The 26,546-nt window shown below is 66.6% G+C and carries 24 protein-coding genes; 12 read left to right on the top strand and 12 right to left on the bottom strand.

Features of this window, described 5'->3' with window-relative positions; all coding sequences use genetic code 11:
- Positions 1-72 precede the first annotated feature (72 nt).
- From J4O76_RS03145 to J4O76_RS03135, 3 genes are read left to right on the top strand one after another with little or no spacing between them, the layout of a single operon-like run.
- A complete protein-coding gene (locus J4O76_RS03145; protein WP_426280158.1) occupies positions 73-1,275 on the top strand; it encodes a sulfotransferase in 1,203 nt (400 codons plus the stop codon).
- A complete protein-coding gene (locus J4O76_RS03140) occupies positions 1,272-1,553 on the top strand; it encodes a PqqD family protein (protein WP_426280157.1) in 282 nt (93 codons plus the stop codon). Before J4O76_RS03145 ends, J4O76_RS03140 begins: the two co-directional genes overlap by 4 nt.
- A complete protein-coding gene (locus J4O76_RS03135) occupies positions 1,550-3,484 on the top strand; it encodes an asparagine synthetase B family protein (RefSeq protein WP_426280156.1) in 1,935 nt (644 codons plus the stop codon). The genes J4O76_RS03140 and J4O76_RS03135 overlap by 4 nt, the downstream gene beginning before the upstream one ends.
- Here J4O76_RS03135 and J4O76_RS03130 read toward each other — a convergent pair.
- Complete coding sequence (locus J4O76_RS03130) at positions 3,472-3,651, bottom strand: hypothetical protein (RefSeq protein WP_093401072.1); 180 nt, start codon at positions 3,649-3,651, stop codon at positions 3,472-3,474. The two genes, J4O76_RS03135 and J4O76_RS03130, sit on opposite strands and share 13 nt — an antisense overlap.
- A 206-nt stretch (positions 3,652-3,857) precedes the next feature.
- Here J4O76_RS03130 and J4O76_RS03125 point away from each other — a divergent pair, with 206 nt between their 5' ends.
- From J4O76_RS03125 to J4O76_RS03110, 4 genes are read left to right on the top strand one after another with little or no spacing between them, the layout of a single operon-like run.
- Positions 3,858-4,385 (top strand): phage tail protein, encoded by a 528-nt coding sequence (locus J4O76_RS03125; protein ID WP_426280155.1) that lies wholly within the window; start codon positions 3,858-3,860, stop codon positions 4,383-4,385.
- 22 nt (positions 4,386-4,407) lie between these two features.
- A complete protein-coding gene (locus J4O76_RS03120; RefSeq protein WP_426280154.1) occupies positions 4,408-4,953 on the top strand; it encodes a phage tail protein in 546 nt (181 codons plus the stop codon).
- A 17-nt stretch (positions 4,954-4,970) separates the two neighbouring features.
- Positions 4,971-5,510 carry a phage tail protein gene (locus J4O76_RS03115; protein WP_426280153.1) on the top strand — a complete coding sequence of 180 codons (540 nt, stop codon included), beginning with the start codon at positions 4,971-4,973 and terminating at the stop codon, positions 5,508-5,510.
- Positions 5,510-6,046 (top strand): GNAT family N-acetyltransferase, encoded by a 537-nt coding sequence (locus tag J4O76_RS03110; protein WP_426280152.1) that lies wholly within the window; start codon positions 5,510-5,512, stop codon positions 6,044-6,046. The genes J4O76_RS03115 and J4O76_RS03110 overlap by 1 nt, the downstream gene beginning before the upstream one ends.
- Here J4O76_RS03110 and J4O76_RS03105 read toward each other — a convergent pair.
- On the bottom strand, positions 6,025-6,315 hold the full coding sequence (locus J4O76_RS03105; protein ID WP_426280151.1) for a DUF6916 family protein: 291 nt from the start codon (positions 6,313-6,315) through the stop codon (positions 6,025-6,027). The genes J4O76_RS03110 and J4O76_RS03105 overlap by 22 nt on opposite strands.
- Between J4O76_RS03105 and J4O76_RS03100 the strand changes: the two genes are divergently transcribed.
- Positions 6,314-7,576 (top strand): nucleotidyltransferase family protein, encoded by a 1,263-nt coding sequence (locus tag J4O76_RS03100; RefSeq protein WP_426280150.1) that lies wholly within the window; start codon positions 6,314-6,316, stop codon positions 7,574-7,576. The two genes, J4O76_RS03105 and J4O76_RS03100, sit on opposite strands and share 2 nt — an antisense overlap.
- Here J4O76_RS03100 and J4O76_RS03095 read toward each other — a convergent pair.
- The 5 genes from J4O76_RS03095 to asnB all read right to left on the bottom strand — a co-directional run bounded on the left by J4O76_RS03095 (position 7,542) and on the right by asnB (position 14,343).
- Positions 7,542-8,846 carry a sugar transferase gene (locus J4O76_RS03095; protein ID WP_426280149.1) on the bottom strand — a complete coding sequence of 435 codons (1,305 nt, stop codon included), beginning with the start codon at positions 8,844-8,846 and terminating at the stop codon, positions 7,542-7,544. The two genes, J4O76_RS03100 and J4O76_RS03095, sit on opposite strands and share 35 nt — an antisense overlap.
- A complete protein-coding gene (locus tag J4O76_RS03090) occupies positions 8,824-10,122 on the bottom strand; it encodes a nucleotide sugar dehydrogenase (protein ID WP_426280148.1) in 1,299 nt (432 codons plus the stop codon). The genes J4O76_RS03095 and J4O76_RS03090 overlap by 23 nt, the downstream gene beginning before the upstream one ends.
- 104 nt (positions 10,123-10,226) lie before the next feature.
- Complete coding sequence (locus J4O76_RS03085; RefSeq protein WP_426280147.1) at positions 10,227-11,351, bottom strand: glycosyltransferase family 4 protein; 1,125 nt, start codon at positions 11,349-11,351, stop codon at positions 10,227-10,229.
- Positions 11,351-12,430 (bottom strand): EpsG family protein, encoded by a 1,080-nt coding sequence (locus J4O76_RS03080; RefSeq protein ID WP_426280146.1) that lies wholly within the window; start codon positions 12,428-12,430, stop codon positions 11,351-11,353. The genes J4O76_RS03085 and J4O76_RS03080 overlap by 1 nt, the downstream gene beginning before the upstream one ends.
- Entirely contained in the window at positions 12,409-14,343 is a 1,935-nt protein-coding gene (asnB, locus tag J4O76_RS03075; protein WP_426280145.1) for an asparagine synthase (glutamine-hydrolyzing), read from the bottom strand. Before asnB ends, J4O76_RS03080 begins: the two co-directional genes overlap by 22 nt.
- Positions 14,344-14,435: 92 nt before the next feature.
- On the opposite strand from asnB, the gene J4O76_RS03070 reads away from it, so the two are divergent.
- From J4O76_RS03070 to J4O76_RS03060, 3 genes are read left to right on the top strand one after another with little or no spacing between them, the layout of a single operon-like run.
- Complete coding sequence (locus tag J4O76_RS03070) at positions 14,436-15,218, top strand: FkbM family methyltransferase (RefSeq protein ID WP_426280144.1); 783 nt, start codon at positions 14,436-14,438, stop codon at positions 15,216-15,218.
- Positions 15,215-16,315 (top strand): glycosyltransferase, encoded by a 1,101-nt coding sequence (locus J4O76_RS03065; protein ID WP_426280143.1) that lies wholly within the window; start codon positions 15,215-15,217, stop codon positions 16,313-16,315. Before J4O76_RS03070 ends, J4O76_RS03065 begins: the two co-directional genes overlap by 4 nt.
- 17 nt (positions 16,316-16,332) lie before the next feature.
- Positions 16,333-17,418, top strand: coding sequence for a glycosyltransferase family 4 protein (locus J4O76_RS03060; RefSeq protein ID WP_426280142.1), 1,086 nt, complete (start codon positions 16,333-16,335; stop codon positions 17,416-17,418).
- Here the strand turns inward: J4O76_RS03060 and J4O76_RS03055 are convergent.
- Positions 17,369-18,457: a glycosyltransferase family 4 protein gene (locus tag J4O76_RS03055; protein WP_426280141.1), complete on the bottom strand. Its 1,089-nt coding sequence runs from the start codon at positions 18,455-18,457 to the stop codon at positions 17,369-17,371. The genes J4O76_RS03060 and J4O76_RS03055 overlap by 50 nt on opposite strands.
- A 76-nt stretch (positions 18,458-18,533) precedes the next feature.
- Between J4O76_RS03055 and J4O76_RS03050 the strand changes: the two genes are divergently transcribed.
- Positions 18,534-19,460, top strand: a complete 927-nt coding sequence (locus J4O76_RS03050; RefSeq protein WP_426280140.1) for a glycosyltransferase family 2 protein — start codon at positions 18,534-18,536, stop codon at positions 19,458-19,460.
- A gap of 4 nt (positions 19,461-19,464) precedes the next feature.
- On the opposite strand, the gene J4O76_RS03045 is transcribed toward J4O76_RS03050, so the two are convergent.
- Genes J4O76_RS03045 through J4O76_RS03030 form a run of 4 tightly spaced genes read right to left on the bottom strand, consistent with a single transcriptional unit; the run spans position 19,465 to position 26,532 of the window.
- On the bottom strand, positions 19,465-21,363 hold the full coding sequence (locus tag J4O76_RS03045; protein ID WP_426280139.1) for an acyltransferase family protein: 1,899 nt from the start codon (positions 21,361-21,363) through the stop codon (positions 19,465-19,467).
- Positions 21,360-23,135, bottom strand: a complete 1,776-nt coding sequence (locus J4O76_RS03040; RefSeq protein WP_426280138.1) for an ABC transporter ATP-binding protein — start codon at positions 23,133-23,135, stop codon at positions 21,360-21,362. Before J4O76_RS03040 ends, J4O76_RS03045 begins: the two co-directional genes overlap by 4 nt.
- Positions 23,132-24,274: a tetratricopeptide repeat protein gene (locus J4O76_RS03035; protein WP_426280137.1), complete on the bottom strand. Its 1,143-nt coding sequence runs from the start codon at positions 24,272-24,274 to the stop codon at positions 23,132-23,134. Before J4O76_RS03035 ends, J4O76_RS03040 begins: the two co-directional genes overlap by 4 nt.
- A gap of 14 nt (positions 24,275-24,288) precedes the next feature.
- Positions 24,289-26,532, bottom strand: a complete 2,244-nt coding sequence (locus J4O76_RS03030) for a GumC family protein (RefSeq protein WP_426280136.1) — start codon at positions 26,530-26,532, stop codon at positions 24,289-24,291.
- Between the last annotated feature and the right edge of the window lie 14 nt (positions 26,533-26,546).

Genomic DNA, 26,546 nt, shown 5'->3' with positions numbered 1-26,546 from the left:
CGCGTCGGATGGTTGATCGGCCGGTGACAGGGGTGACGCTACAGAAGGCGACGCGTGGGGGGAAGCGTTCGGATGAGAGTCGACTTCGAATCGTCGGAGGTGGCGATGGTGGCGCGTCTGCGCAACGCGATCCGCACCGATCCGGCACTGGCTGCACGGCTCGCGGAGATCGCGGATATCGATTCGTTCGTCGTCGTCGCGCGCGCCGAAGCGTCAGCGCTGGGGATCGATCTTTCACAAGGCACGATTGCCGCGGCGGCGGGGCCTGATCCGCTTGGCCTGAAGCGATTTGCGCTACCGATGCCAACGCAGGACGAATGGCCCGCAGCCGATTGGCTGCCGGTCGCGGTCGTCGACGGCGCGGCGGGCGCTGTGGTCGAGTGGTTGCATTTCGCCGGTCGGCGGCTGACCGATCCGTTTTTCGAGGACGCGGTGCGTAGGGCGCGGCGTATTCCGCTCAATCGGCTGTGTCCGGTGCTCACCCCGCTTGCCCGGTTCGCCGAGACCGTGCCCATCGGTGCCGCATTCACGCCTTCGGGTCTCGTCTTCCACCTGTCTCGTTGCGGATCGACGCTGGTGGCGCAGATGCTGGCAGCGGTGCCGGGCCACGTCGTCGTCTCCGAACCGGCGCCGCTCGACGCGATCATCCAGCGAGCTGCGTCCGGCGAGACATCCGGTCGGCGCGTTGCGGTCGCACAGTTGCGCGCAATGGTCGCAGCCCTCCTGCGCGACCGACATGGCGACAGGGAGATCGGCGTGGTGAAACTCGACTGCTGGCACATGCTGACATGGGACGTGCTTGCCGAGGCGTTTCCGGACGTGCCGTTCCTGTTTCTGTATCGGAATCCCGTGGAAGTGCTCGTATCGCATGCCAGGCGACCAGGATCGCAGACGGTGCCGGGCCTGATCCCGCACCTGGCAGACGATTTCGATCTCGCGGCGGATCCCGGGATGTTCGGCGCGCGACTGCTTGGACGCATCGCGCACGCCGCCTCCGACGCGGTGGGAGCGGGACGTGCGATCGCGCTGCGGTACGACTCGCTGCCCGAGGCATTCTTCAATCGCGTCCTCCCCCATTTCGGCATCGCCGCCAGCGACGCCGATTGCGAGGCGATGCATCTCGCAGCCATGCGCGACGCCAAGACACCGTCGGCGCGCTTCGTCGATGATCGTGCAGCCAAGCAGGCCGAGGCGAACCCGGCCGTTCGTGCCCAGGCGGTCGCATTCCTCTCGACGCCGGTCGCCCGGCTCGATGCCATGGTCGCGGTTCAATGATCGTTCGCAAGCAGGGCGACTGGCTGGCAGCTCAGGTCGGCGACGAGGTGCTCATGATGAGCGCCGAGCATGGCACCTATGTCGGACTGAACGCGGTCGGCGCGCGGATATGGACATTGCTCGACGAGATCGACGACCGTCAGGATTTGTGCGCCCGCCTGTGCGACGAGTTCACTGTCACGCCTGAGGTGTGCATGCGTGAGGTCACGACGTTCCTGGACGCGCTGGCGGCGGAGGGCGCGATCACAAACGAACCACACGGCGATCGTTCCCCGTGAGCGCGATCGCCGGGATCGTACGGTTCGACGGCGCTGCCATCGATTCCCGCGCCATCGATAGAATGCTGGCCGCGATGGCACCGCGCGGACCCGAAGGTGGCAATGCCGTCACGCTGGACTGTATCGGAATCGGTCACGCGCTGATGCGGGTGAACTTGGAGGATTGGCACGAGGCGCAGCCGATCGCCGAGGACGGCCTGCTACTCGCGGCCGACCTGCGGCTCGACAATCGCGATGCTCTGGCGTCCGATCTGGGCATCGATGCGACAGAGATGGCGGACTCGGCCATCCTGTTCGCCGCCTGGCGCCGCTGGGGAGCGGGCTGTGTCGACCGACTGATCGGCGATTTCGCGTTTGCCGTGATCGATCCGGCGGCGCGAACGCTGCTCCTCGCGCGCGATCCGCTCGGCCAGCGTGGTGTCTACTGGCACTGCGGCGACGGATTCCTGGCGTTCGCCAGCGAACCTAAGGGACTGTGGGCGGTCGACGGCGTGCCGCGTCGTCTGTCGGACGCGGCCATGGGCAAGCGGTTGCTGTCGCCCGTGGATCCCGGGCCGGAGACGACATTGTTCGAGGGGATCGAGTCGCTTCCCGGTGGTGCGACGCTGCGACTGGGGGAGGGCGGACAGGTCGTCGTCGAACGATACTGGGTGCCGCATGCGGCGGCCTGCCATGTCGGGCACGACGATGCCTATTACGTCGAAACCTATCGGCGCATCGTGGCGGAGGCGGTGGAATGCCGCGTCCGCCGGGCGATGCGGGCGCCAGCGTTGCTGTTCAGCGGCGGGTTCGACAGCGGCAGCATCGCCGCGATCGCGGGGCCGATCGTGGCGGCGCAGGGCCGGCGGATAGTGGCCGTCTGTTCCGCACTGGCCGAAGATGATGTTCGCCCCGCCCGCAGTGCCCGAGCCGCCGCAGGCGCGTTTGCCGATCGAGAGGGCATCGATCTGCGCTGGTTCGTGCGGCGCGACGAAACGGTGCTCGACGACATCGAGGCGTTGTTCGCCGGCGCCGACGATTGCGCCGGGATATCGCATGTCCGCCCGCATCTGTTCGCGATGGCGGCAGCGTCCGGGGCGCGACTGGTGATGGATGGGCACGGTGGCGACTATACCGTCAATCCGCGCGACGCCTGGGCGCTAGGCCGTGTACTGCGTCGTGGCGACGTCCGCCGGTTCGTCCGTGAATTTCGCCTGCGCATGGCTGTGACGGGCCTGGGGCCGGTGCGCACCGTTCGCAACGACGTGCTCGGCGCGTTGTTGCCGCTCCGCCTGATCTCGTGGCAACAGGTGGTACGGCGACGGTTCCTGCCCGCATGGCGGCTGAGGGCGATCGCTCCTGCACTGGCGCGCGTGCTGATGACCACCGGCGGGGTCGATGCCGGACGATTGCGCCAACCGATGCCGGTTCATGCGCGCTGGGAAGCGTTGCGTCGTCACCGCCTTCACCGGATCACCTGCGCCGCACCGGCGATGACCAACCTCGCCGGTCGATACGGCATGGATCTGACGCGGCCGTTCCACGATCGTAGGGTGGTCGAATTCGCGTTGGCGATCCCTGCTCGGTTGACCTTCCGCGACGGCCGCGACCGTTATCTGGCGCGTATCGCCTTGGCCGGCCTACTGCCTCCACGCCTGCTGGCGTCAGGGCCGGGCAACGACGCGGAGGAGCCCGACTTCTTCCGCATGGCGGCCACGGTGGTGCCGGATGCCATTAGAAGCCTTCGAGCGGGTGACAATGCCGGGCGTCTGGCCCGTGTCCTTGATTTCGATCGCCTCGCCGACGAGGTCGCCGATATCGACGAATCGCGTCTGGGGGATCATCGCGCGCTGTACCGCGCGACGTTCGGGGTCGCTCTCGCGCGCTTCATTCTCTGGTTCGAACGGCGGAACGACGGTGCGATACCCGCCGGGCGAAATCAGGAGCCGTAGGGCCCGTACACCGGGGTCGATCCATCGGATCCGAACGCGACCTGTGCCCCGGCACCGCGTGCGTCGGACGTGATGACTTCCGGCGTCTGCCATGGCCGCCGTGCGTCGGGAATCCCGACCGATGCATCGGAAGACTTGTTCAGGGTCCGATCGTCCGTGCCGTCCATATGCCGCATCCCACCGATTATCCGCTTTTACGGTACTTGTGCCGCAATGCCATCATATCCCAATCCCCGCAAGTCTGCGCGAAGAGTTGAATGATATTGGAAGAATCTGTCTTCGTCGTCGAAATTCTTGCTTGTATCACGGTGGCGGATCAATCAAGTTGCTGTGGCAACGGTGATCGCACCGCGCAGCAGGAGCGGAATGGGACATGGCAGAGCCGTTCATTGGTGAAATCAAGTTGTTCGGTTTCGGATTCGCACCGCGCAACTATGTGGCGTGCGACGGTCGACTGCTGCCAGTCAACCAGTATCAGGCGCTCTTTTCGCTGCTTGGTACGCGTTACGGCGGAAACGGCGTTCAGAATTTCGCAATTCCCGATCTGCGCGGTCGGACGCCACTGCATTTCGCACCGGCGACGATTTCAATCGGCATGCGTGAAGGCGTCGAAGCGGTACCGCTGACGTCGGGGCAGATACCGCCGCACGCCCACCAGCTCGTCGGAACCAATCAGACCGCGACACAACGGCCGGTAACGGGCGCTGCGTTCGCGAACGACGTTTCGCTTCCCGTCGACTTCTACGCGCCGGCCAGCACCACGCCGCCAAGCGCGAAGGTTACGCTGGCGCCGCAAACGCTGGCGCCGTCCGGAGGATCGCAGCCACACAACAACATGCAGCCCTATCAGGTGTTGAACTTCTGCATCGCAGTCGTCGGCATCTTTCCCTCCCGCAACTGATCCGACGAAAGGCTAACCTGCGATGAGCGATCCCTTTGTCGGCGAAATTCGTCTGTTCGGTGGTAACTATGCACCGGCGGGCTGGGCATTATGTAATGGATCGTTGCTGGCGATCAGTGAATATGAAACGCTCTACACGTTGATCGGCACGACCTACGGCGGCGACGGTGTCAACACCTTCGGCGTCCCCAGTCTAGCTGGACGAGTACCGTTGGGTCAGGGGACAGGGCCCGGCCTTACCGCGCGTTCGATGGGAGAGATGGGCGGTGAGGAGCAGCATTTGTTGAACTCGGCCGAACTGGCCAGCCACACCCACGGCGTGGTCGCCGCTACCGTCGCCGGCTCGCTGACCGGTCCGACGAGCGACGCGATCACCGCGACGCCGACCGGCGGCACCGCAAAGACGTCCATGTACGTGACGCAGGGAACCAGCGCGATGGTACCTGCGGCCATGTCGACAGGCGCGGTCAGGCCGTTCGGCGGCAGTCAACCGCACGAGAACATGATGCCGACGCTCTGCGTAAACTACATCATCAGCCTTTACGGCATCTATCCCACGCAAAACTAGGTTGGGACACAACAATCATGTCGGATCCTTTCATTGGCGAGATCAAGCTCGTCGGTTTTGACTTTCCGCCGCGCGGTTACGCCTACTGCAACGGGCAGACCATGCAGATTCGTCAGAATGCGGCGCTCTATGCAATACTTGGCGTCCAGTTCGGCGGTGACGGCCAAAACACGTTCAATCTACCTAATCTGGCAGGATCGGTCGCGATGGGACCGGGCAACGGGCCCGGCCTGACTCCGCGTCGGATCGGTGACGTTGTCGGGACCCCCACGGTCACGCTGACGACTGCCCAGATACCGGCTCACATCCACCAGCTTACCGGCGCATCACTGAACCCGCAGAATCCGGCACAGAACGTCGCGACGCCCGATGGAAAGGCGATGTACGGCATCTCCAATCCCGGCCCCGCCTATGTGCTGACGCCGACACCCGACATCCCCATGTCGCCCGAGGCGATCAGCGTTGCCGGTGGTGGCGAGGCGCACAAGAACATGCATCCGTTCCAGACGATCAATTTCGTCATCGCGCTGCAGGGTGTCTTCCCCGCGCGCAACTGATGGCAATGATCCCGGTCGACCTTCCGCCCGCGCTGGTTGCTCAGGGCATCGCTCTCCGTCAGGAACGCGACGATGACATCCCGTTCCTGACGGAATTATACGCATCGACCCGTGCCGGCGAACTGGAGTCGTTCCCGCATTGGACCGACTCGGACAAGGCGGCGTTCGTCGTTCAGCAGTTCGCGGCGCAGCGGCATCATTATCGCACGACGTTGACCGATGTTCATTTCGCCGTAGTCGAGCACGGCGGGCAGCCAATCGCCAGGTTATACGTTCAACTACGGCGGAACGCGATGCAGTTGATCGACATTACTTTGCGTCCCGAGCGGCGCGGTGCCGGCCTCGGCAGCGCGCTGATCACGGCGGTAATAGACTCGGCCGCGCGGCGGCGGCTGGACGTAGGGCTGTTCGTGGAGCGCTACAGCGCGGCGCTGCCGCTATACCGTCGGCTTGGGTTCACGACGCTTGCCGAGCACGATATCTACTTGGAAATGGAACGCCCGCAACACGCGGATCAGTTGAAGACCGCTTCGTAAAGGATGCCGTTGCCGTCACGCCCGACCGGAACGAGGAAGATGTCCGTTGGCCCAAGAGCGGGATGTGCCAGCGTATAGTCCCCCTGACCGCGCACTGTGAAATCTGCCGCCGCGAACAGCAGCACGAATGGGGGGCGCGGCAAACGCCCACCCGATCGGTCGGGTAGCGCAGTCGCTTGGCGCAGGAAAAAGGGTGCTGCGGCCTCGTTGCCGATCAGCGCGAACGCTTCGGCCAGATAAGGCGTGAAATCTTCGAGAACGAGCGTCATGGTCGCTGAAGTGAACCAGGTTCCCGACACAATCAAGCGTCCTATCGCCGCCGATCCCTGTCCTGCGAACGGCGGGGATCTGCGCCCATTCTCGATCATATGCGCCTGTAGCGTCTGGCCCCGGCAAGCGGCCGACATCATTCGTATCCGAGAACTCATGACCCCGGGTCACGACCCCCGTCTACTTCGCGCGGTCGCCCATCGGCACGGCGTGGCGGCGCTCGTGGCCGATGGTATGCGCGCAGCCGGTCTCGCGGTGCCGCCGGGGATCGATCGCATCGCGCGTGCCCGTGCCCGTGCCGCTCTTATTCAGTTGCGCGATACCATCGCGCTCGACCGGTTGCTGGGGGAAGCAGGCGTCGCGATGCTGACGCTGAAGGGCGTCGGGTTGGCGCAGCGATTACATGGTGGCGTGGCGCTCCGCGAGTCTGCGGACATCGACATCGCCGTCGCCCCGGATCAGGTCGATCGAGCATGGGCGGCGATGGCGGCTGCGGGGTACGTCCGAGAGCGGCCCGTGGCGTCGCTCCCCGCTAAGGTCCTCCGGCGCTACATCCGCGTGACGAAGGACAGTCTGCATCGGCGCGACGTGGACGGGACGATAGTCGAACTCCACTGGCGTTTGTCCGACGCGACGACAGATGCTGCGATCCCGCCCGAAGCGGACTGGCAGTGTCAAGCGGTCCTCCCGGGGGTGGCGTTGCGCACCTTGGCCGACGACGCGGTGTTCGCCTATCTCTGCGTTCACGGTGCGGCGCATCTATGGGCGCGGCTGAAATGGCTTGCGGATGTCGCCACACTGGTCCGCACCGCGCCTGATCACGGAGCGGCGTGGTGGGTGGCGGCGCAGGCGCGGGGGGACGCGCGGGCCGTGGCCTCAGGCCTGCTGCTCGCGCACGAATTCCTCGCGCTCCCGTTTCCGCCGGGTTTCGCGCCACCCCGTTCGGTACGGCTGCGGGTGCTGGTCGCGTTGGCACGTCGGGTGTTGCGGGCAGGCGGCGGCACCCGCGAACTAGCGACAACGCGCTGGCGCGGCTGGGCGGAATTTGCCGCCAGCCTGTTGCTCGCGCCTGACGGAAGAGTCCGGGCAAGGGTGTTCAGTAGGCTGCTCGTGTCCGGCGACGACATCGCCGACGTACCGCTGCCATCGCTACTCTCACCTCTGTACGTCGTGCTGCGAATTCCGCTGCTGCTACTTCGTCGGCGAGCGCGCCGGCAGAAGCGGCTCAGCGCGAACCATGGCCAGTCAGCATCGTCTTGATCGTGCGGACGACGATAAGCATGTCGATCCAGAAATTGAACCGGCTGATGTAGAAGAAGTCATAGCTAAGCTTGGCCAGTACGTCCTGCACGCTTGTGACGTGCCCCTGGGTCACCTGTGCCCAACCCGACAGGCCGGGACGCACGATGTGGCGATAGCGGTAGAAGGGGATCTCGGCCTCGTACCATTCGGCCAGCACGGCCGCTTCGGGACGTGGGCCGATCCAGCTCATCTGCCCGAGAGCGATGTTCAGGATCTGAGGCACTTCGTCAATACGCAGCCGGCGCAGGTGCCGGCCGAGGCGGGTGATGCGCGGATCATCCGTCAGGGTCATCGCGTCGGCCCGCATTCCTTCTGCCACGCACGGCGCACGGTGGACCATCGTGCGGAATTTCCACACTCGGAACGGCTGTCCACGATAGCCTATCCGCAACTGACGAAAAAAGGCGGGGCCGGGAGAATCCAGCCGCACCGCCAGCGCGCAGAGGGCAAGGACCGGCAGCAGCGGCAACAGCAGCGCAAGCGCGATCAAGCGGTCGGCGACGCTCTTTATCCCCAGGTAGGTCGGATCTGGTAGCAGCGAGCCGAATACGTTTTCCGACAGGCGATCGACCTGCACCCGCCCGGTCAAGGACTCGCGCAACTGCCGGTAATGGACGACGGTAACGCCACCCAGCGCGCACTCGGCGAGGAACCGTTCCCATTCGGCGGCATGATCATGATCGAAATCGGCCGCCACCGTTGTGCAGCCAGGAGGGAGCGCGGGAGCGCAGAGTAGCCGCCACTCGATGCTGTCGATCGCGAACAGGCTGTCGGTCTCGCCGATGGGAACGACGGCGATCGCCATGCGCGGCCCGCGCTGCAACTTGAAGTAGACGATGTAGAACCAGATGAGTGCCAGTCCGAAACTGGCCAGTAGCAGCGGGCGGCTGTAGTTCAGCCGGGTCATGAACAGGATCGCGACGGCGACGGCGAAGGTAGAAGAGAAGACCGGCAGCACGTAATAGCTAGCGCGAATACCTGGAAAACCGACTAAGCCGCGGAACAGCCAGCGGCCCAACGCTATCGCTAGTAGGCTGCTGACCAGCGATACCGCGAACAGCGGAAGGCGCAGCAGCAGAGGTTCAATCGCTGCGGCGATCGCGAATGGCGGCAGGATCGCGAACAGGATCGCGCCGCCGAGCTGAACGGTGCCGCGCTGCCAGAAGGCAATACGCGGGCGACTAAACCGATCGGCGGCGGCTCCGCTACAAAGTCCAGCGTCGAGCATGGGCGAATGCGGGCGAGGGAGGGACGATATTTTTCAGGTCGCCGAACACGCCGCCGTCACGAACCAGCGCGGCCAGCCGTTCGGGCGACAGCGCGTGATATTCGTCGTGCGGGACCGCGAGGAAGACAATGTCGTAGGTGCTTTCGGGTAGCGAATCGAGGAGATCGATGCCGTATTCGGCCCTGGCTTCGGCGCAATCCGCGCGAGGATCGTGCACCTCGACCCGGTGTCCGTGGTCTCGCAGCCGGGCGATGACGTCGACGACCTTGCTGTTGCGAAGGTCCGCGACGTTTTCCTTGAAAGTCAGTCCCAGCACCAGTGCGCGCGCCGGAGCCGCTACCGTGTCGCACAACCGGTCGGCGACCCAGTGCGCCATAGCATCGTTGGTAGTCCGTCCGGCAAGGACGACGGCGGGCGAGTGGCCCAGCGCTTCGGCGCAATGGCTGAGATAATAGGGATCGACGCCGATGCAGTGGCCACCGACCAGTCCGGGCTGGAACGGCAGGAAGTTCCATTTGGTCCGCGCCGCCGCCAGCACGTCCCACACCGACAGGTCGAGCCGCGCCATGATTTGCGCGATCTCGTTGACGAAGGCGATGTTAATGTCGCGTTGCGCATTCTCGATGACCTTGGCAGCTTCGGCGACCCGGATCGATGCGGCGGGATAGGTGCCAGCGTCCGTGACCTTGTCGTACAGCGCACACAACCGCGCGGTGACCTCGGGCGTCTCGCCCGCGACTACTTTCACGATGCGGTCGACGGTATGTACGCGGTCGCCGGGATTGATACGTTCGGGCGAATAGCCGAGAAAAAAATCGCGCCCCCGCACCAGTCCCGATACCTGCGCCAGCACCGCACCGCACTCGTCTTCGGTCACGCCAGGATAGACGGTGCTCTCATACACGACGATCGGTCGCCGCGCCGAATCTAGCATCCCCGCGACAGCGGTGCTGGCGGCGAGCAATAGTGACAGGTCGGGCCGATTGTCCGCATCCACCGGAGTCGGCACCGTCACGATATAGATGTCGGCGCCGTTCCCCGCCGCGGGATCGTCGGTGACGGTCAGCCCCGATGCCGCCAACACGTCGGGCTCCACCTCGCCGGTGTGATCGTATCCGGCTCGCAGCGCTGCCACGCGCCGAGCGTCCCGATCGACGCCGACCGTCGGAAAATGCTTTGCCAGCCGCACGGCAAGCGGCAGGCCGACGTACCCCAACCCGATGACGACGACGCGAGTTTCATCGACGATCCCGGCAGGATTTTCCAGGTTCTTCATGATCGCATGATGGCATCGAAATACAGATGACGCGAAACCGCGAACAGATACCACCCTGTCAAGATGTGCTCTCCCCCCAAATCGCACCTGACAGCACAATTGTTCTAGAGGCTAGCGGACGTGCCTTGGCCGCGCAAGGTGTCACCGATGACCGCGCGATAGCTTGTAATAACCTTATGTTCGGCGAAACGGACGAGGACATCGCGGCGGGCGGCAGCCCCCATTGCCGCGCGCGCGCCGTCATCGCTGGCCAGCATCTCGCGCATCGCCCGAGCCAAGTCGGCGGCATCACGCACACGGCACAGCAGGCCTGTTTCGCGGTCGCGGACCACGTCGCGGCATCCCGGCACGTCGGTAGCGATCGCGGGCCGGGCCATTGCCGCCGCTTCGAGCAGCACGCGCGACGTTCCCTCCCGATACGACGGCAGCACGACGCAATCCGCCTGCGCCAGAAAAGGACGCACGTCGTCGGCCACGCCTAGATAATCTATCAGCCCCTCCGCGACCCAGCCTTCAAGCGTGGCGCGATCGATCGCAGTGCGATTGGCGACGTCGAGAAAGCCCAGGATCTGGAACCGGACGGCGGGGTGCGTCACCCGGAGCAAGCGCGCCGCCTCGACGAATTCCAACACACCTTTGTCGCGGATAAGCCGCGCGACCAACAGGAAGCGAAAGACGCCATCGGTCGTCTGACGATAGTGTGCGGGATCGAACGCGACGCCGTCGATGCCAGATCCGGGTAGCAGGGCCGTCTGTCGTTCACGCACCAGCGCGCGAGCGATGAACAGCTCTCGATCCGCGGCATTCTGGAAGAATACCGTCGCCGACCGTCGCAGTCCGATGCGGTACAATACGCCCGCGACCCGCATCAACCAGCCCGCGCCCAGGAATGCCGTGCCAAGACCCGAGATGTTGTTGACCGCGGGTACACCGGCGACTGCGGCGGCGATCGATCCATAGATGTTGGGCTTGATCGTCCATCCCAAATAGATATCGGGCTGTTCGTGGCGGAACAACGCCAGGTAGTGCGCGAACAGCCGCAGGTCCGCGAACGGCGAGATGCCCGCGCTGTCCATCGGCAGCGTCACGACCCGTGCGCCGAGCGCTTCGATATCCGCCACCGCGCCGTCGTCGCCGACCGCCGCGATCACTTCATGCCCGTCGGCGATCAGCGCACGTACCAGCCCGGCGCGGAAATTGACGACGTTCCACGCGGCGTTGATCGACATCAGCACTCTAGGCAAATGCCGTCCTCCAACGGATAGAAGCGATAGGGCAGCCAGTAGTCGACGTTCACCGCAAAATTGAGCCACACGAAAAAAGCCAGTGCGTAGAGTGCGAGAATGGTCGCGACGATCAGCCTCCGTTGCTTGTCGGTCATGGCAACCGAATCGGGCAGACGGGCGTAGACGAAACACTGGATTGGCAGCAGATACAGCGCCAGCCGGTCGACCACGGTCGATGACGGAAAGACGAACAGCAGCACCAGCGCGGAGATCGCCGCCGCCGACAACGCCATCCATACGCTGCGTTCAGGCCCTTCGACGGTGAGCCGTTCGCGAAAGATCAGCAGCAATGCGCCGGGCACGGCGGTCATCATCAGCCGGACCGCCGCACCTGACGACGCCATCTCCGCATCGACGTAATTCGTGACGAGGTCGCCGCGCGTCGCGGCGATGCTGTATCCCAGCAGGAGCGCCACGGCGAGACCGAGCAGGACCCGGACCACGATGTTCCGGTTGGTGACCATCACAGCCAGTGGCAGCAGGATCAGTGCGGTCGAGTGGAACGCCGCTCCGGCCAGCACCCACAGCGAATAGCGCGCGACCCGCCCATAGCGCAGGGACGCCAACGCCAACAGCAGGAACGACACGGCGATCCCCTGCCGGATGTAGCCCATGCCCATCACGACGATCAGATACGGTACCGCGACCGACAGGCACAGCCACGGTCGCGGCTGGTCGAAACAGAAGCGCGCCAGCGCCAGCGCCATCACCACCCCGCTGAAACAGGTGATGAGCAGCATCCCCATCTGCGACCGCGCCGCGATGCCGGTCAGCACCGTGAACCCCGGATCGGACAGCGGCGACAGAGGCACCGGGCTCCACAGCGCCCGTTCGACCATGCGTTCGTAGTTGAACCAGTCGCCCCCGGTCTGCCAGCGCAGCCCGATCAGTGCGGCGATCGCGGCGATCGCGAACACCCATGCGAAGCGGATGCGCCGCGCGTCGGGCCGTTCAACCATTGCCATCGCCGCCGGAAAGGCGAACAGGAGCCAGTAGACGATCATCCGCGCGCCGTGGCCCATGCCCGGTACATCAGAATCCCCCACAGCGAAGCGGTCCAGTCGTGCGTGCCCGCGACATGCTGGGCCCAGCGGGCGCGGATCGGCGCGGGATCAAGCAACCCGTCGTCGCTCAGCGACGCGGGCGACAACAGCTCCTCCGCCCAGTCGCGCAGATCGCCGCGAAGCCACGCCCCGACCGGCACCGCGAACCCTGCCTTGGGCCTTTCGATCAGTGCGCGCGGGACGTGGCGGTAGAGTACCTGCCGCAACAGCCACTTGCCCTGTCCGTCACGCTTCTTGAACGACAACGGCGTCGCCCATGCCAGTTCGACGATGCGGTGGTCGAGCATCGGCACCCTCACTTCTAGGCTGGACGCCATGCTCGCCCGGTCGACCTTGGTCAGGATATCGTCGGGCAGGTAGCGCGTGAGGTCGCGCTGCATCATCTGTTCCTCAGGAGTGGCGCGCAGAACCGGCCACGGGTCATCGCCGCACGGGACGGGCGCGCGCAGCGGAACGCCGTCCAGCCATTCCTCGCTCGACGCGCGGTGGATGTCGGCGGGGCCGAGCGCGCCGCCCATCATCCCCGCGACCTTGGCGAGCTTGGCCCCCAGCATCGGTACCGCGCGCGGCCCGATCCGCCCGATCGCGTCCCAGCGCGATGGCGGTAGCGTGCGGATAACCCGCGCCGCGGCGTGGCGCACCGGACGCGGCAAGCGCGCCAGCGCGTCCCACATGCCGCGCGAGAGCAGATACCGGTTGTAGCCGCAGAACAGTTCGTCGCCTCCGTCCCCCGACAAAGCGACGGTCACGGACGCGCGCGTCATCCGGCTGAGCAGTACCGTTGGCAATTGCGACGAGTCGGCGAAGGGTTCGTCATAGATCGCCGGCAGATCGGGAATGACGCCGCGCACCTCGTCGGCGGTGACATGTAGTTCGTGATGATCGGTTCCGAGATGCGCGGCGACCACGCGAGCATGGGGCGCCTCGTCATAGGCGGGATCGCCAAAGCCGATCGTGAAGGTACGTACCGGACGGGAAGATGCCTGCGCCATCAGCGCGACGATGGTCGAGGAGTCGACTCCGCCCGATAAAAACGCGCCGAACGGCGTGTCGGCCACCATTTGTCGCGCCACCACGGTGCGCAGCTCGGCCTCGAGACGGTCAACCGCCGCGTCCGGAGAAAGGTTGTCGGTACCGCGCGCGATCACCCGGTCGATTGACCAGTACCGTGACACCTTGATTCCGTCAGGCGTAGGCATGTCGCACTCGGGCGGGGTCGCGGGCGCGGCGGCGCGTCCCGACGAGTCGATGGTGACGATCGTCGCCGGCGCCACCTTGAACACCCCCGTAAAGATCGACCAGGGCGCGGGTACGCAATTATGGCGCAGATAGCGCGCGAGCGCTCCCGGATCGACGGGGTTGGCGAACCTCGGAACCGCGCGCAACGCCTTGAGTTCGGATGCGAAGACCAGCCGTCCGTCGCTCCAGCCGTAATAGAGCGGCTTTTCCCCCATCCGGTCCCGCGCCAGCGACAGGGTGCGGGTCGCGCGGTCCCACAAAGCAAGGGCGAACATGCCGGTCGCGCGCTCCAGCGCGGCGGCCAGTCCCCAGCGCGCGATGGCGTGGACCAGCGTTTCGGTATCCGACGTGCCGCGCCAATCGCCGCCCAGATCGCGGCGAAGATCGCCGTGATTGTATATCTCGCCGTTGAAGACCAGCACATAGCGTCCGCAAGGCGATCGCATGGGCTGATGTCCCGCACTCGACAGATCTAGTATCGCGAGCCGCCGATGCGAGAGCGCAACCCCGGTATCCGGATCGGCCCATACCCCCGAGTCGTCGGGGCCGCGATGGGCTATCGCATCGGCCATGGCGCGGGCGATAGTCGCCTGATCGCCGCCTTGCGCCCAAATCCCGGCCAGCCCACACATTTTTCGCTTCCCACCCCGCCCCTGTCGCGACAAAGCCGTGGCAACAGGCAAAAGTCCAGCACCGACTGTTGTCGAAGCATGGGAGGGCGATCATGTCCGGGGTGGCGCGGATCAAGGCGGCGGTACGCGACGGACTGCCCACGGCATGGCAGGTGCCTGCAAAATACTGGCACGCACGCTTAAGCCGTACGCTGGAACCCGAAATGGCGCTGTTGCCGCATTTGGTGCCGCGCGGCGGCCGGGCGATCGATGTCGGTGGCAACTATGGTGCCTACGCGGTGGCGCTCGCCGGGCTTGGTGCGCGGGTCGAGGTGTTTGAGCCGCATCCAGCCTGCCTGCGCGCGCTCGGCGCATGGGCACGGGGCCGCGCGCGGGTGACGATTCATCCCTATGCGCTGTCCGATCAAGTCGGCGAGGCGGAGCTCGCGATCCCGGTCGAGGCGGATGGGACCGAACACGACGCCGCCGGATCGATCGCTGCCAGCGTGAATGCGGGCGTGGTACGGACGCACCGCGTAGCGCTTAGCACGCTCGACGCCTTCGCCTACCCCGATGCTGCGTTGGTCAAGATCGACGTGGAAGGGCACGAAGCGGCGGTGATCGAAGGCGCTCTGGCGACGATAGCCGCCAGCCGCCCCGCGCTTCTGGTCGAGATCGAACAACGTCATCGTGCCGATCCGATCGCCACCAGCTTCGCGCGGATCGAGGCGCTCGGTTATGGCGGCTGGTTTCTCCGCGACGGCACGCTGGTCCCGGTCGCGCGGTTCGATGCCGCCGTCCACCAGCGGGCCGACGCGCTGGGGCAGGGCGGCTATCACAACAACTTTCTGTTCCTATCGCGCGACCGGCCCTATCCGGGTCTACCGCGGGCATGAAGCCGCTGACCATCGCGGTGGTGACGCCGCGCTATGCCGTGTCGGGGGTGCCGCTCGCGCAGTGGCGGTTTGCCGCCGCCCTGGCGCAGGCGGGGCACCACGTCGACCTCATCATCGGCAATTGCGACTCCGACCTGACCGTGCCGCCCGCGCCGGGCGTCGCCGTTCGCATCCTCGACAAGCCGCAGGTGCGCGGCATGTTCCTGCCGCTGTGCCGTTACCTGCGCCGGGTTCGGCCCGATGTGGTGTTTTCAGCCGAGGATCACCTCAATACTTTTCTCCTCGCCGCCGCGATCATGACGCGGTCGCGCGTGAAGATCAGCGGATCGTCGCGCGTCACGCCGTTCGACACCTATTCGAATCGGCCCTTTACCAAGCGGTGGGTGCTGAAATGGGCGGCGCGCGCAGTCGCGTGGCGTGCCGATGCGCTGACCTGCGTGTCGCAGGACATGGTCGAGCAATACCGCACGGTGTTCGGCCCCGCGACCGCGCATGTGTGCGTCTACAACATCGTCGACCAGCCCGAGGCACGCACGCGGGCCGCCGAACCGGTCGACGATCCGTGGTTCCTCGACCGGTCGGTCCCGCTGGTGGTAGCGGCGGGGACGCTGGCCCCGTGGAAGGGGTTCGCCGACCTGATCGCGGCGATCGCGGTGCTGCGCGACCAGGGCAGCGCGGCGCGGCTTGTCATTCTCGGCGAAGGGCCATCGCGCGCCGAGCTGGAGGCGCTGGTCTCCACGTACAACCTAGGCGAACGGGTGCGGCTTCCAGGACGGGTCGCCAACCCGCTCAAGTACTTCGCGCACAGCGACGTGTTCGCGCTGTCGTCGCATGTCGAAGGAATGCCCAACGTGCTGGTCGAGGCGATGCTGGCGGGATGCACTCCGGTCGCCACCGATTGCCCCACCGGCCCGCGCGAATTGTTGCAGGGGGGGCGTTACGGCTATCTGGTCTCGGTTGCCGATCCGTCGGCACTGGCCGCCGGGATCCTCGCTGCGCTCGACCGGCCGATCGCGCCGGCAGTCCTTGCCGAGGCGGTGGTGCCGTTCGAGCAGTACAGCGTGATCGCGCGCCATTTCGAGCTGATCGGGCAATAGCGGCGATGCGGGTCGGGTTGGACGCCACCTGTTTCGACGATCGCCCATCGGGCGCGAACCAGCGTTTCCGCGAACTCTATGGCGCGTTGATCCGTACGACGCCAGACGTCGAATACGTTGTGTACGAACCCGTCGAGCATCGTATCGGCGCTTGGTTCGCCGACTGCGGCAACGTGACGATCCGCCGTACGTCGGTGCCGGGGGCGGGGCGGTTGAAGCGCATGGTGGCGGGCATGCGCTACTGGCCGAGCGCGTTGCGCCGCGATGCGCTCGACCTGTTCGAAGGCTTCAGCCTGCCGATGGTGCACGCGCATTGCCCGACGCTGCTTACCATACACGATCTGCGCCCGTTGCGCGCTGACCGCCCGCTGGCTGAAAGGCTGGTCGGGCGGCCGGTCCTGCGCCATGGTTTCTCAAACGCGACGCGGGTGATCGCGGTGTCGCGCACGGTCGCCGACGAGATCGCCGCCTTCCGCCCCCGTACTCCGGTGGAGGTGATCCATAACGGTGTCGACGTTGCTCGGTTCGTGCCGGCGCCGTCCCCGCCCGATCTGCCTCGCCTGCCTGACCGCTTCCTCCTGGCGGTCGGGCATGTCGAGACGCGCAAGAACCTGGAAACGTTGGTCCGCGCGGTGGCGGTGCTGCGCGCCCGAGGACAAGCGTGTCCGCTCTGGATCGTCGGGAATGACGGCGGCGCGATCGGGGCGGTTGCCGCGCTGATCGACGCACTGGGTGTCGGCGATCTCGTCCGCATCGTCCACGGCGCCAACGACGCCATGGTCCAGGCGCTCTATGCGGCGTGCACCATGGTCGTGGTGCCCTCCACCTATGAAGGCTTCGGCATCGCGGTGATCGAGGCGATGGCGAGTCGCCGGCCGGTCGTCACCAGTGATATCGCGGTGTTCCGCGAATTGAGTCAGGGACAGGGGCGCGACTTCGCTCGCTGCGACCCGTACGCCGCCGCCGCCGCGATCGAGCGGGTGTGGTCCGATCCAGTCGAGGCGGCGCGTCTGGTCGCGTTCGGCGATCGTCGGGTGCGCGACTTCGCCTTCCCTACGCTCGCGGGCCAGTTGGCTGCGCTGCACCGGCGGATGACGTCATAATCGCAGCCAGTCCCACGCGCGCCGCTTGGGGGCTATGGAAGCGGTCGAACAGTTCGCGCATCGCCGGGTCGAACGGCGGCGGGTTGTCGGCCAACGTCGCCGCGATCGCCGCGACGAACCCGTCGACATCGCTAGCAACGCGGCTGGCTGCGATCACCGCTGAGGCATAGCCGGTGAACGCTTCGGGGGTGCCTACCACTCGCTTTCCGTGCATCAGCGCCTCGGCGACCTTGGTCTTCATGCCCGATCCGTCGAAGATCGGTGCGATGACCAGCCGCGCGTCGCGATACCATGGAGCCAGATCATCGACCGCGCCGACCACATCCACCCCGGCCAGCGGCGGCAGGTCACGCCCTACGACGACGGTGCGCACCCCGATCCGTGGCGCGACATGGCGTGCGAACCACGCGGCTCCGGCGCGATTGGCGTAGAACCCGCCGCCTACGAACAGTACGAAGTCGCCGCCGGGGTCCCGCGGTCCGGCCGCGACCGGACGATCGGTCATCACCAGCGGTAGGATCGCGTCGGCGCTGCGCCCGTACCAGCGTCGCAGCAACTCACCGTCACGGACGTTAAGGCATACGATCGTGTCGCTGTACCGCGTCGCCCAGCGTTCTGCCCGCCAATTGGCGGCGAGGATGCCCGCTGCTCGTACGTTAGGTCGGTCGCGCAACGCCCCGACGAAGAAGCGTGCCTCGACATTGTGGAAGAAGGTGACGATCCGCACGTCGATGTTGGCGCGTCGCACCGCCCGCGCAACCGCCCCCAGATTAGATCCGTCGAGGAACAGTTGTGCGATCCCGCGCCTGCGGATCAGGTCGACGATGCACGACAGGCTGGCGGCGCTCACCCCGTCGATATGGCCGTAAGCCACAGCGGCCAGCGGGCCGGACGCGGCCCCTTCGAGGCGATAGGTCAGGAGGTCGTCCCCGAACAGGTCGAGGAGCGCGGCGCGGTGGGCGCTGGCCAGCATCGCCCGCCCGCCGGGCGGGGCGTCGTCGGCTAGGGGGCTGACCAGCAGGACGGGGCGGTCGCGCATTGCCTCTCTATCGCCCGGGACCGGCGGTGCCGCAATCGCTGGCGTGGCCCCGGCAGCTCCGGCATGATGCAGAGTCATGACCGCACCCCGCTTCTCCGTCGTCGTGCCACTGTACGACAAGGCCACGACAATCTTAGCCACGCTGGCCTCTGTGTGCGCGCAGACGTGGCCGGCGACCGAGATTGTGGTGGTCGACGACGGATCGCGCGATGGAGGCGATGTGTTGGTGGCAGCGCTCGACGAGCCGCGCATCCGCCTGATCCGGCAAGCCAATGGCGGGCCGGCTGCCGCGCGCAACGCCGGGGTCGGGGCGGCTCGGGGCGACTGGGTGGCGCTGATCGATGGCGACGATCTGTGGCATGGCGAGCATCTCGCTACGTTGGCAGCGGTGATTGCCGCCGTTCCCGACTCGGCGCTCGTGGCCACGGCGTCGCGCATGATCGCGCCGGGCGATGCCGTCCCCGACCTGCCGCGGCATCCCGTCACGTCGCGCCGTATCGATTTCTTCCGCGACTATGGCCCCGACCTGCTCAACGCTTCCAGTGCGGCGGTACGCCGCGATGTCTGGCTGAAGGTCGGCGGCATGCCGCCGGTGCCGTCGGGCGAGGACATGGCGTTCTGGATCACGCTTGCCGTCGATCACGCGATGGCGGTCAGCGACCGGCCGACGTCCTGCTATGTGCGCGGGGATGGGATCATGGCGCGCGAACAGGCGGCACGGCTTGCGGGCCGGACGATGCCGGTATCGCCGGTGTTCGCCGCGGTGGACCGGGCGGTGGCATCCATCGCCGAACCTACGCGGCTGGCGGCGGCGCGGGCGTTCGGCGATCGTACGCGGCTGCAATATGCGCGAAGCGAGCTTTATGCGGGCCGTCCCGCGGATGCGCGGCGGCTGCTGGCCGGGGTCGCGCGGCGGCGGGGCGGGGCCTACGTCGCCTATCGCCTGCTCGCACTATTGCCAGGCCCCGTGTTGCGCGCAGGCATGCAGTGGCGACGGCGATGATCGCTTAGCGGGCCAGCTCCCATGCGTGCGTGCCCAGCGCAAGCCGGCGTGCAACGACGATGGATCCGGTGCGGGTCAAGTGCTTGCCCTCGACCCACAGAGGCCGTCCCGCCCATGCGGTCGGGCAGATGCCGTCGCTGCGGCACAGACCGGGGGCAAGCTGTACGACCGGAGTGCCGTCGCCAGCGAAGCGCGCCATCAGCGCCGCCAGCCAGTCGCTCCCCGCCAGCCGGTTCGCCGGGGTGATCGCGCAATCCGTCGGCGCGCCGGCCAGCAGCAGGTGGTGGACCCGTCGTTCCTGACACTGGCCGACATCGAACGCCGACTGGGGCGGGGCGGCGACCAGCACCACCCGTTTGCCCATCCGCCGCACCCGTGCCACCATATCGCGCTGCGCCGCCGCCAACTGGTCTGCATTGGGCGGCTTCAACGATCCGTCGCGGCGCAGCACTCGGACGCCAGGCCAAGTATAACGCAGATACGATCCCGACAACATTACGACCTCGACGGACGGGGTATGCGCGAGCCATGACAGCACGCTGTCGCCGAACGCGATGCAGCCGCGCGCCACTGCGACGCTCGCCTGCATGTCGACGGGCGCGAGGCCCGGCAGCGGTGGACACCCGCCCTTGCTTGCCTGGGCAAAGGCAACGTCTGTCGTCGCCTGCAATCCGGGGACCAGATGCTGCGAGAAACTGTCGCCCCACAGCAGCAGGCGCGGGGCCGGTCCGGTCCGGCACGCCGGATCGAAGGTGGTCCGGGATCCATCGCAGGCCGCGCCGGGCAGGCCGGTCACGGGCTGAAGGTCGACGCGCGCGACGGCATTGCCGGTCAGGCGCGGCGCGAGTGCGCCGGTGACGGCGATTATTGCCGATCCGGCGATCAGCGCCGCCCACCACCACCGCGACAGCGGCAGGCGCAGGCAGGGCCGCTCGACCAGCCCATGCAGTACCGCGCCGACGCCGATCCCGGCGGTGCAAAGCAGGATCGCGACCCATGCGGGCGGCGAATTGCCAAGCCAAATCGCGTGCGCGAACGCCATTGGTGGCCAGTGGACCAGATAGATCGCGTAGGACCGATCGCCCAGCCATCCCGCCACCGCTCCGCGCGGCCCGATCGGGCGCGCGGCTGCCAGCAGCCCCGCAGTCGCCGCACAGGCAGGTAATGTCAGCCAGTAGGCCGCCGCCGTCGGAAGCGCCATAAACGGCACGGCGAGCACTATCGCCGCCAGGCCCGGGGCGGTGCGATACGCTAAGCGCTGCACTCTTCCGCGTACCGGCATACAGGCGACGAGCGACCCGATCCCAAGTTCCCACGCCCGCGTGGGCAACAGGTAGAAGGCTGCGCCCGGCGACCACGGATAGAGCCACAGAAACGCCGCGAGGCTGACCAGCGTAACCGCCGCTACCATGGCTGGCCACCAGCGATGGGGCACGACCAGCAACGTGACGGGCAGCAGCAGGTAATATTGCTCCTCCACCGCCAGCGACCAGAAATGCAGCAACGGCTCCAACGCGGCCGAGTCGTGGAAGTAATTGATCTGTCGCCACAGCGCGACGTTGGTCGAGAAGGTCAGCGCACCGACCAACTGCGGCCAGAATCCCGCCTGTGCGGTCGGCGTCAGCAGTAATGCTGCCGCCAGCGCCGTCGCCAGCAGCGTGACGAAGGCGGCGGGCCACAGCCGACGGATGCGCCGCTGATAGAAGCCCCCGATCCGCAACGTTCCGGCATTGCGTTCACGCACGACATTGCCGGTGATGAGATAGCCCGACACGACGAAAAAGATGTCGACGCCGACGAACCCTGATGGCGCGATGCCCAACCCGGTGTGGAACAGCACCACGATCAGCACCGCCCAGCCGCGCAGGGCCTGAATATCGTCGCGCCACCCGCTGGCGGTCACGCTCCCGCGCCGCCGCCGACGATCGCATCATAACTGCCGCTGGCGACGATCCGACCGTCCTGCAGCCGCACGATCCGATCGCATCCGCGCAGCGTCGTGAGGCGGTGCGCGATCGAGATCACGGTCAGATCGCGCGAAAGCCGGTTGATCGCCGCCATCACCGCCGCCTCGGTCTCGTCGTCCAGCGCGCTGGTGGCCTCGTCGAGGACCAACACCGACGCCTGCTTGTAGAGCGCGCGCGCGATGCCGATCCGCTGCCGCTGCCCCCCCGATAGGCGGATGCCGCGTTCGCCGACCAGCGTGTCATAGCCTTGCGGCAAGGTCGCAATATGGTCGGCCAGTTCGGCTCCGTGCGCGGCAGCGCGCACCCGGTCCATTTCGATATCGGCCGGGTCGCGGCCAAAGGCGATGTTGGCAGCGATGCTGGCATCGGCGAGGAAGATCGCCTGCGGGACATGCGCGATCTGCCGTTGCCACGAAGGGCGGGCGGGGGCGTCGAGCACGCGGCCGTCGATAGTTATCCTGCCGTCGGCTGGTTCGAGCAGGCCCATGATTATATCCGCCAGCGTGCTCTTGCCGCTGCCCGACTTGCCGATCAGCCCGATTCGCATGCCCCGTGGAATCGTCAGCGTGACGTCGACCAGCGCCGCCGCCTCGCCGGTCGGATAGCGATAGCCCAGCCCGTCCAGGAGGATCGCTTCGGCAAACGGCGGCATCGGCAAGGCTGCCGGTTCTGGCGGCGCGGGCATTGCCAGCATGTCGGCGATGCCGTTCAGCGCGCCGCGATTGCCATAGATCTGCGACCAGCTGAAATAGACCTGCTGGATCAGCGGCAGCAGCCGCTGCGCGCCCAATGCCAGCGCGCCCAGCATTGGGAGCGCGGCCACGACCCCGCCCGGCAGGGTGCTGACGTACAGCGCGAGCGCGGCGACCAGCACCACCGCGCCCGTCTCCACGACATAGCGTGGGGCGGCGGCGATGAACTGGTTGGTCGCCTGCGCCTCGCGGAAGCGGGCGTCGATCGCGGCGAACTTGGCCGCGAAGATTCCCTGCGACCTGTCGAGCAGCACGTCGCGAATGCCGCCTAGCCCCTCTTGCAACGTCTGGACCCGCTGCTGCAGCGCCCCGGCAATGATGTCGCCGTTTTGATATAGCTTGCGCCGGGTCAGGATGCTGACCGTCGCGTAAAGCGCGACGAAGCACGCCGCGGCGATCAGCGATGTCGCCGGATCTACCCATACTAGAGCCACCAGCACAAATAGCGCGACGATCGCTGCCGTGAGGCCCGCCATAGCCGGCAACAGGACGTTGCCCAGCACATATTGCACCTTCTCGATGCCAGAGATGGTCTGGCTGGTATTGCGCTGGACGTGGAAGCTGTACGGCTGATGCAGAGTGCGTTCGTAGATGTGCGTCGCTAGGTCGTGCGCGATCGCGAACACGACATGCTGGCTGGCGCGCGTCAGGATCAGCCGTAGCGCTCCCGCCGCGACCGCGACCGCGACCAGCAGGGCCGCCGATACCGCGACGGTGCCGATACCCATCGCCGCGCCGAGCTGCGCCACCGCGCGCACGACCGCGCCGTAGCGTCCGCCCTCACCGCCGGTCACCACGACTAGGAACGGCAGCACTGCGCCGATCGTCGCCAATTCGGCGAAAGCGCCGACCACCATCAGCGCGATGGTTGCGCCAAGCTGTTTTCGTCGTCGCGCGGACAGATGGACGTAAATCCGTCTTGCCGCGGCCAGCGCGCTGCGGTCGGTTGCGGTCATGCACGGATCAGCCGCACATCGGTGATCGTCGCATTTACGATCCCGGTGTCGCCCGGCGTCGCGACGACGCGCAGCCAGGCCGCGCCGCATCTCGCCGGAATGGTCGCGTCCATCGCATCACCGCCGGCCGGCAGTGCCACCAACGGCGATTCGTCGCGCGCGCACGACAGGCGGACCTCGACCCCGCCGGTCGCTCGCGCCGACAGGCGGTAGCGGCCTGCACCCGGCACCAGTTGTTGGACAACCGTCGCCGGCGTTTCGCCGCGATAGGCGACTGTCAGACCGTCGCGGCCGGTCTGCGCTTGCATGCCCACCACGTCGGGCGCGGTCCAATCGAAGGGCGTATCTGCAAGTGGGCGTCGGAACATCGGGTCGTGGACCGGCCCTGCTTCGCGCGCGGTATCTGGACGGGAAGCCTGCCACAGCGCCTGCGCCTCGGCGTACGCCCCAGCACGAACCGCCGCCAGCAGCACCACGCGTCGTTCGCGAGCGCGCGACCCAGGGCCGGCTGGCGGGGGTAGCGAGGCGAGTAGGTGCAGCAGCACGACCGGGTCGACATTTGCCGTAGCTTGCATCGCGAAGAATGATTCACGCCAGTCGGGATCGCGGGCCAACGCCGCACGCACTATTCCACGCATTTCAGGTGATGCCGCCATCGCCGATACCAGGGCGAAGATCGCTGGACCTGTACCGGGCCGCAGGCGCAGCGCCGGGCCGACTTCCGCCAGCGCGGCGTTGCCCTGTCCGGTGCGAACATAATGGTCGAGCAACCAATAGCGGGCGATCCCGGCGCGCGGATCGCGGGCGCGGGCCGCCTCCATCAACGCCTGCGCCCGGTCGGCCGCGCCGTCGGCGCTGGCCGCCAGTCCGGCGAGGATCAGCGGTGCGGCGTCGCGCGGCGCGCGTCGCAGCGCGGCAGCGGTCTGCGCGCGCGCGACGGCATCCACAGTGCCGCCTGCCTCTACGATGCGCATCTGTGCCGCATTGGCCAGCGCAGCCGCCCCAGCCGGCGCGAACACCAACGCCAACCGGGGCCGGTCTTCCGCGAACAGCGCCAGCGCCGTTGCTCGCACCGTGGCCCAACCGAGCAGCAGGAGTCCGAGCAGGATCGCAATCCGCATCCTCGTGGTACGCACCACGGGCGCGGCATCGCTCACGGTGCGATGTCCAGCATCGGCGTCTTCGACCCTTCGCCATAGGTCGCGCCATAGCCGTAGCCATAGCCGTAACCGTCGCCATACCCGGCGGCCTTGGGATTATACTTCGTCAGCGTCACTCCGACGATGCGCGTACCCGACGCGACCAGTCGGCTGAGAGCGCCAAGCGCGATCGCCCGGCGGATCGATCCCGCCTCGATCACCATCACCGTCGCTTCGCAGATCGATCCCAGGACCGGTGCGTCGGCGAGCCCCAGCACCGGCGGCGCATCGACCACCACCACGCCGAACCGGTCGACCGCATCGTGCAGGATCGCGCGGATCCGACTGGTCGCCAGCAATTCGGCAGGGTTGGGCGGCACCGTGCCGCTGGGCAGCAGGTACAGGTTTGGCGTGTTGGTCTGCACCACATGACCGGCGACGCCCTCGTTGCTGATCAGCAGTCGTGACAAGCCTATGTCGCTGCCCGTCTTCGCCATGAAAGACGGTTTGCGCAGGTCGGCGTCGATCAGCAAAACCTGTACCCCGGTTCGTGCAAGGTTCTGCGCCAGCGCCAGCGAAGTGCTTGATTTGCCTTCTGCGGCGCGCGAACTCGTCACCAGCAACGAACGCGGGAGGCTGCCGCCGTCGGTGAACTGCAGCGCGGTCATGATGGAATAGTAGGCTTCGGCAACCGACGAACGCGGCGAAGCCAATTCGTCGCGGATCGTCTTGCCCTTCGCCAGTTTCGGTACGACACCGAGTAGCGGCAGGTTGAGCTTGGCTGCGACGTCCTCCGGCGTCTTGACCGTATCGTCGATGAATTCGATCACGAAGGCGATGCCGAGGCCCAAGACAAGCCCGGCGATTAGTCCGACCGCCAGATTGCGGATGGGGCTGGGCCGGAAAGGGCTGGCGGGCTGGATAGCCGCGTCGACGACCCCAGCCTGACTCTCGCCCAGACCACCGGCCACGCCCACTTCCTTGAAGCGCTGGAGCAGCGCGTCGTACAGGGTGCGGTTGGTCTCCACCTCGCGTTGCAGGATGGTGTATCCAATGCCTCGCCCACGCAGATCGAGGACGTTCGAGCGCAACGCGCTCACCTGTCCGCGCAACTCCGCCTCTCGTCCGAGCGCCGCCAGATAGGCGGAGCGTAGCGACGACGACACTTCGCCCGTCTCGCGCCGCAGAGAGATGTCGATTTCCTGGATCCTGTTTCGAAGCGCCACCATGTCCGGGAAATCGGGTTTGAACGTGGCTAGCCGCTCTCGGTAATCCGCTTCCAGCTTGGCACGTTCTGCACGCAGCGCTTGGACGGTCGGGTTCAGCAGCGCGTCGCTGGACGACCCGTTCGTCGCCGCCTGACGATAGCGTTGTTCGGCGGAGATGCGCTCACCGATCGCCGACGACAACGCGCCGTTGATCGCCACCAGCGATTGTGAACTCAGCGAATCGCCTGTCGCCGAGGTCGGCCCGTCACCGCCACCCCGCGCGCCGCCCTGTCCGCCACTGTCGAGCTGCACTATGCCCTTCTGCTGGGCATAGGCGACCAGTTCGCGCTCACTCGCCTCGAGCCGCTGCTTGGTCGCGTTCAGCCGGTTCTGCAGGAAATTGCGGGCATAGGCGGTCGCCTCGAATCGACGATCGGCGTTGGCCGCCATGAATCCGGTCGTGAACCCGTTGACGATCAGTGTCGCGCGAGCCGGATCGGGATCGGTATAGCTCAGCTGCACCAAGTTGCTGCCCCGGACCGGCGTGACGTCGAGATTGGCTGTCAATCGACCGACCGCTGCCCTGGCGCGCTTCGCCGGATCGGGGGCGGTTCCGGCAAATGCCGGATCGCTGGCCAGCTTCAGTGCAGTCGCCACCCGCTCAGCGAGTGAGCGGCTGCGCAGCAGGCCGTATTGCGTCTGCAGGAACTGGTCCTCGCTGCGAAGCTTGGGCATGACGCCTCGGTTATTGCCCATCACCTCCAGCGGGGTAGTGTTGATCTCCAGCGTGGCGGACGCGCGATAGATGCGGGTGGATAGCATCGTGACCGCTACGGCCGTGGCGATGCCGAGCAACACTGCGCCCAGGATGAGCCATTTCCATTTGACGACTACGCGCAGAAGGTCGGCGAAATCGAACTGAGGGATCACGCGCGGTTTGGACTCGGTGCGAGTTATAGTCACCACGGGCCGTCCCAGCGTTGCTGGATTGCCCCCATCGGTCATCCGACTCGGCAGCGTGCTCCCGCCGCGATCGTCGTTCTCGGCCATTTCCGCCACCCTCT

The sequence above is a fragment of the Sphingomonas sp. NFX23 genome (genome assembly GCF_049887795.1).
GTDB lineage: Bacteria > Pseudomonadota > Alphaproteobacteria > Sphingomonadales > Sphingomonadaceae > Sphingomonas.
Note: the sequence above shows the minus strand (reverse complement) of the source record. Positions and strands in the feature narration are given on the sequence as shown.

What these genes read in the sequence shown, in the direction of transcription:
- asnB (WP_426280145.1), bottom strand. Translation starts at nt 14,343, where the DNA reads ATGTGTGGGCTGGCCGGGATTTGGGCGCAAGGCGGCGATCAGGCGACT.
- J4O76_RS03095 (WP_426280149.1), bottom strand. Translation starts at nt 8,846, where the DNA reads ATGCTCGACGCTGGACTTTGTAGCGGAGCCGCCGCCGATCGGTTTAGT.
- J4O76_RS03125 (WP_426280155.1), top strand. Translation starts at nt 3,858, where the DNA reads ATGGCAGAGCCGTTCATTGGTGAAATCAAGTTGTTCGGTTTCGGATTC.
- J4O76_RS03140 (WP_426280157.1), top strand. Translation starts at nt 1,272, where the DNA reads ATGATCGTTCGCAAGCAGGGCGACTGGCTGGCAGCTCAGGTCGGCGAC.
- J4O76_RS03090 (WP_426280148.1), bottom strand. Translation starts at nt 10,122, where the DNA reads ATGAAGAACCTGGAAAATCCTGCCGGGATCGTCGATGAAACTCGCGTC.
- J4O76_RS03080 (WP_426280146.1), bottom strand. Translation starts at nt 12,430, where the DNA reads ATGGGCCACGGCGCGCGGATGATCGTCTACTGGCTCCTGTTCGCCTTT.
- J4O76_RS03130 (WP_093401072.1), bottom strand. Translation starts at nt 3,651, where the DNA reads ATGGACGGCACGGACGATCGGACCCTGAACAAGTCTTCCGATGCATCG.
- J4O76_RS03145 (WP_426280158.1), top strand. Translation starts at nt 73, where the DNA reads ATGAGAGTCGACTTCGAATCGTCGGAGGTGGCGATGGTGGCGCGTCTG.
- J4O76_RS03120 (WP_426280154.1), top strand. Translation starts at nt 4,408, where the DNA reads ATGAGCGATCCCTTTGTCGGCGAAATTCGTCTGTTCGGTGGTAACTAT.
- J4O76_RS03115 (WP_426280153.1), top strand. Translation starts at nt 4,971, where the DNA reads ATGTCGGATCCTTTCATTGGCGAGATCAAGCTCGTCGGTTTTGACTTT.
- J4O76_RS03030 (WP_426280136.1), bottom strand. Translation starts at nt 26,532, where the DNA reads ATGGCCGAGAACGACGATCGCGGCGGGAGCACGCTGCCGAGTCGGATG.
- J4O76_RS03105 (WP_426280151.1), bottom strand. Translation starts at nt 6,315, where the DNA reads ATGACGCTCGTTCTCGAAGATTTCACGCCTTATCTGGCCGAAGCGTTC.
- J4O76_RS03040 (WP_426280138.1), bottom strand. Translation starts at nt 23,135, where the DNA reads ATGACCGCAACCGACCGCAGCGCGCTGGCCGCGGCAAGACGGATTTAC.
- J4O76_RS03055 (WP_426280141.1), bottom strand. Translation starts at nt 18,457, where the DNA reads ATGCGCGACCGCCCCGTCCTGCTGGTCAGCCCCCTAGCCGACGACGCC.
- J4O76_RS03065 (WP_426280143.1), top strand. Translation starts at nt 15,215, where the DNA reads ATGAAGCCGCTGACCATCGCGGTGGTGACGCCGCGCTATGCCGTGTCG.
- J4O76_RS03050 (WP_426280140.1), top strand. Translation starts at nt 18,534, where the DNA reads ATGACCGCACCCCGCTTCTCCGTCGTCGTGCCACTGTACGACAAGGCC.
- J4O76_RS03085 (WP_426280147.1), bottom strand. Translation starts at nt 11,351, where the DNA reads ATGTCGATCAACGCCGCGTGGAACGTCGTCAATTTCCGCGCCGGGCTG.
- J4O76_RS03100 (WP_426280150.1), top strand. Translation starts at nt 6,314, where the DNA reads ATGGTCGCTGAAGTGAACCAGGTTCCCGACACAATCAAGCGTCCTATC.
- J4O76_RS03110 (WP_426280152.1), top strand. Translation starts at nt 5,510, where the DNA reads ATGGCAATGATCCCGGTCGACCTTCCGCCCGCGCTGGTTGCTCAGGGC.
- J4O76_RS03070 (WP_426280144.1), top strand. Translation starts at nt 14,436, where the DNA reads ATGTCCGGGGTGGCGCGGATCAAGGCGGCGGTACGCGACGGACTGCCC.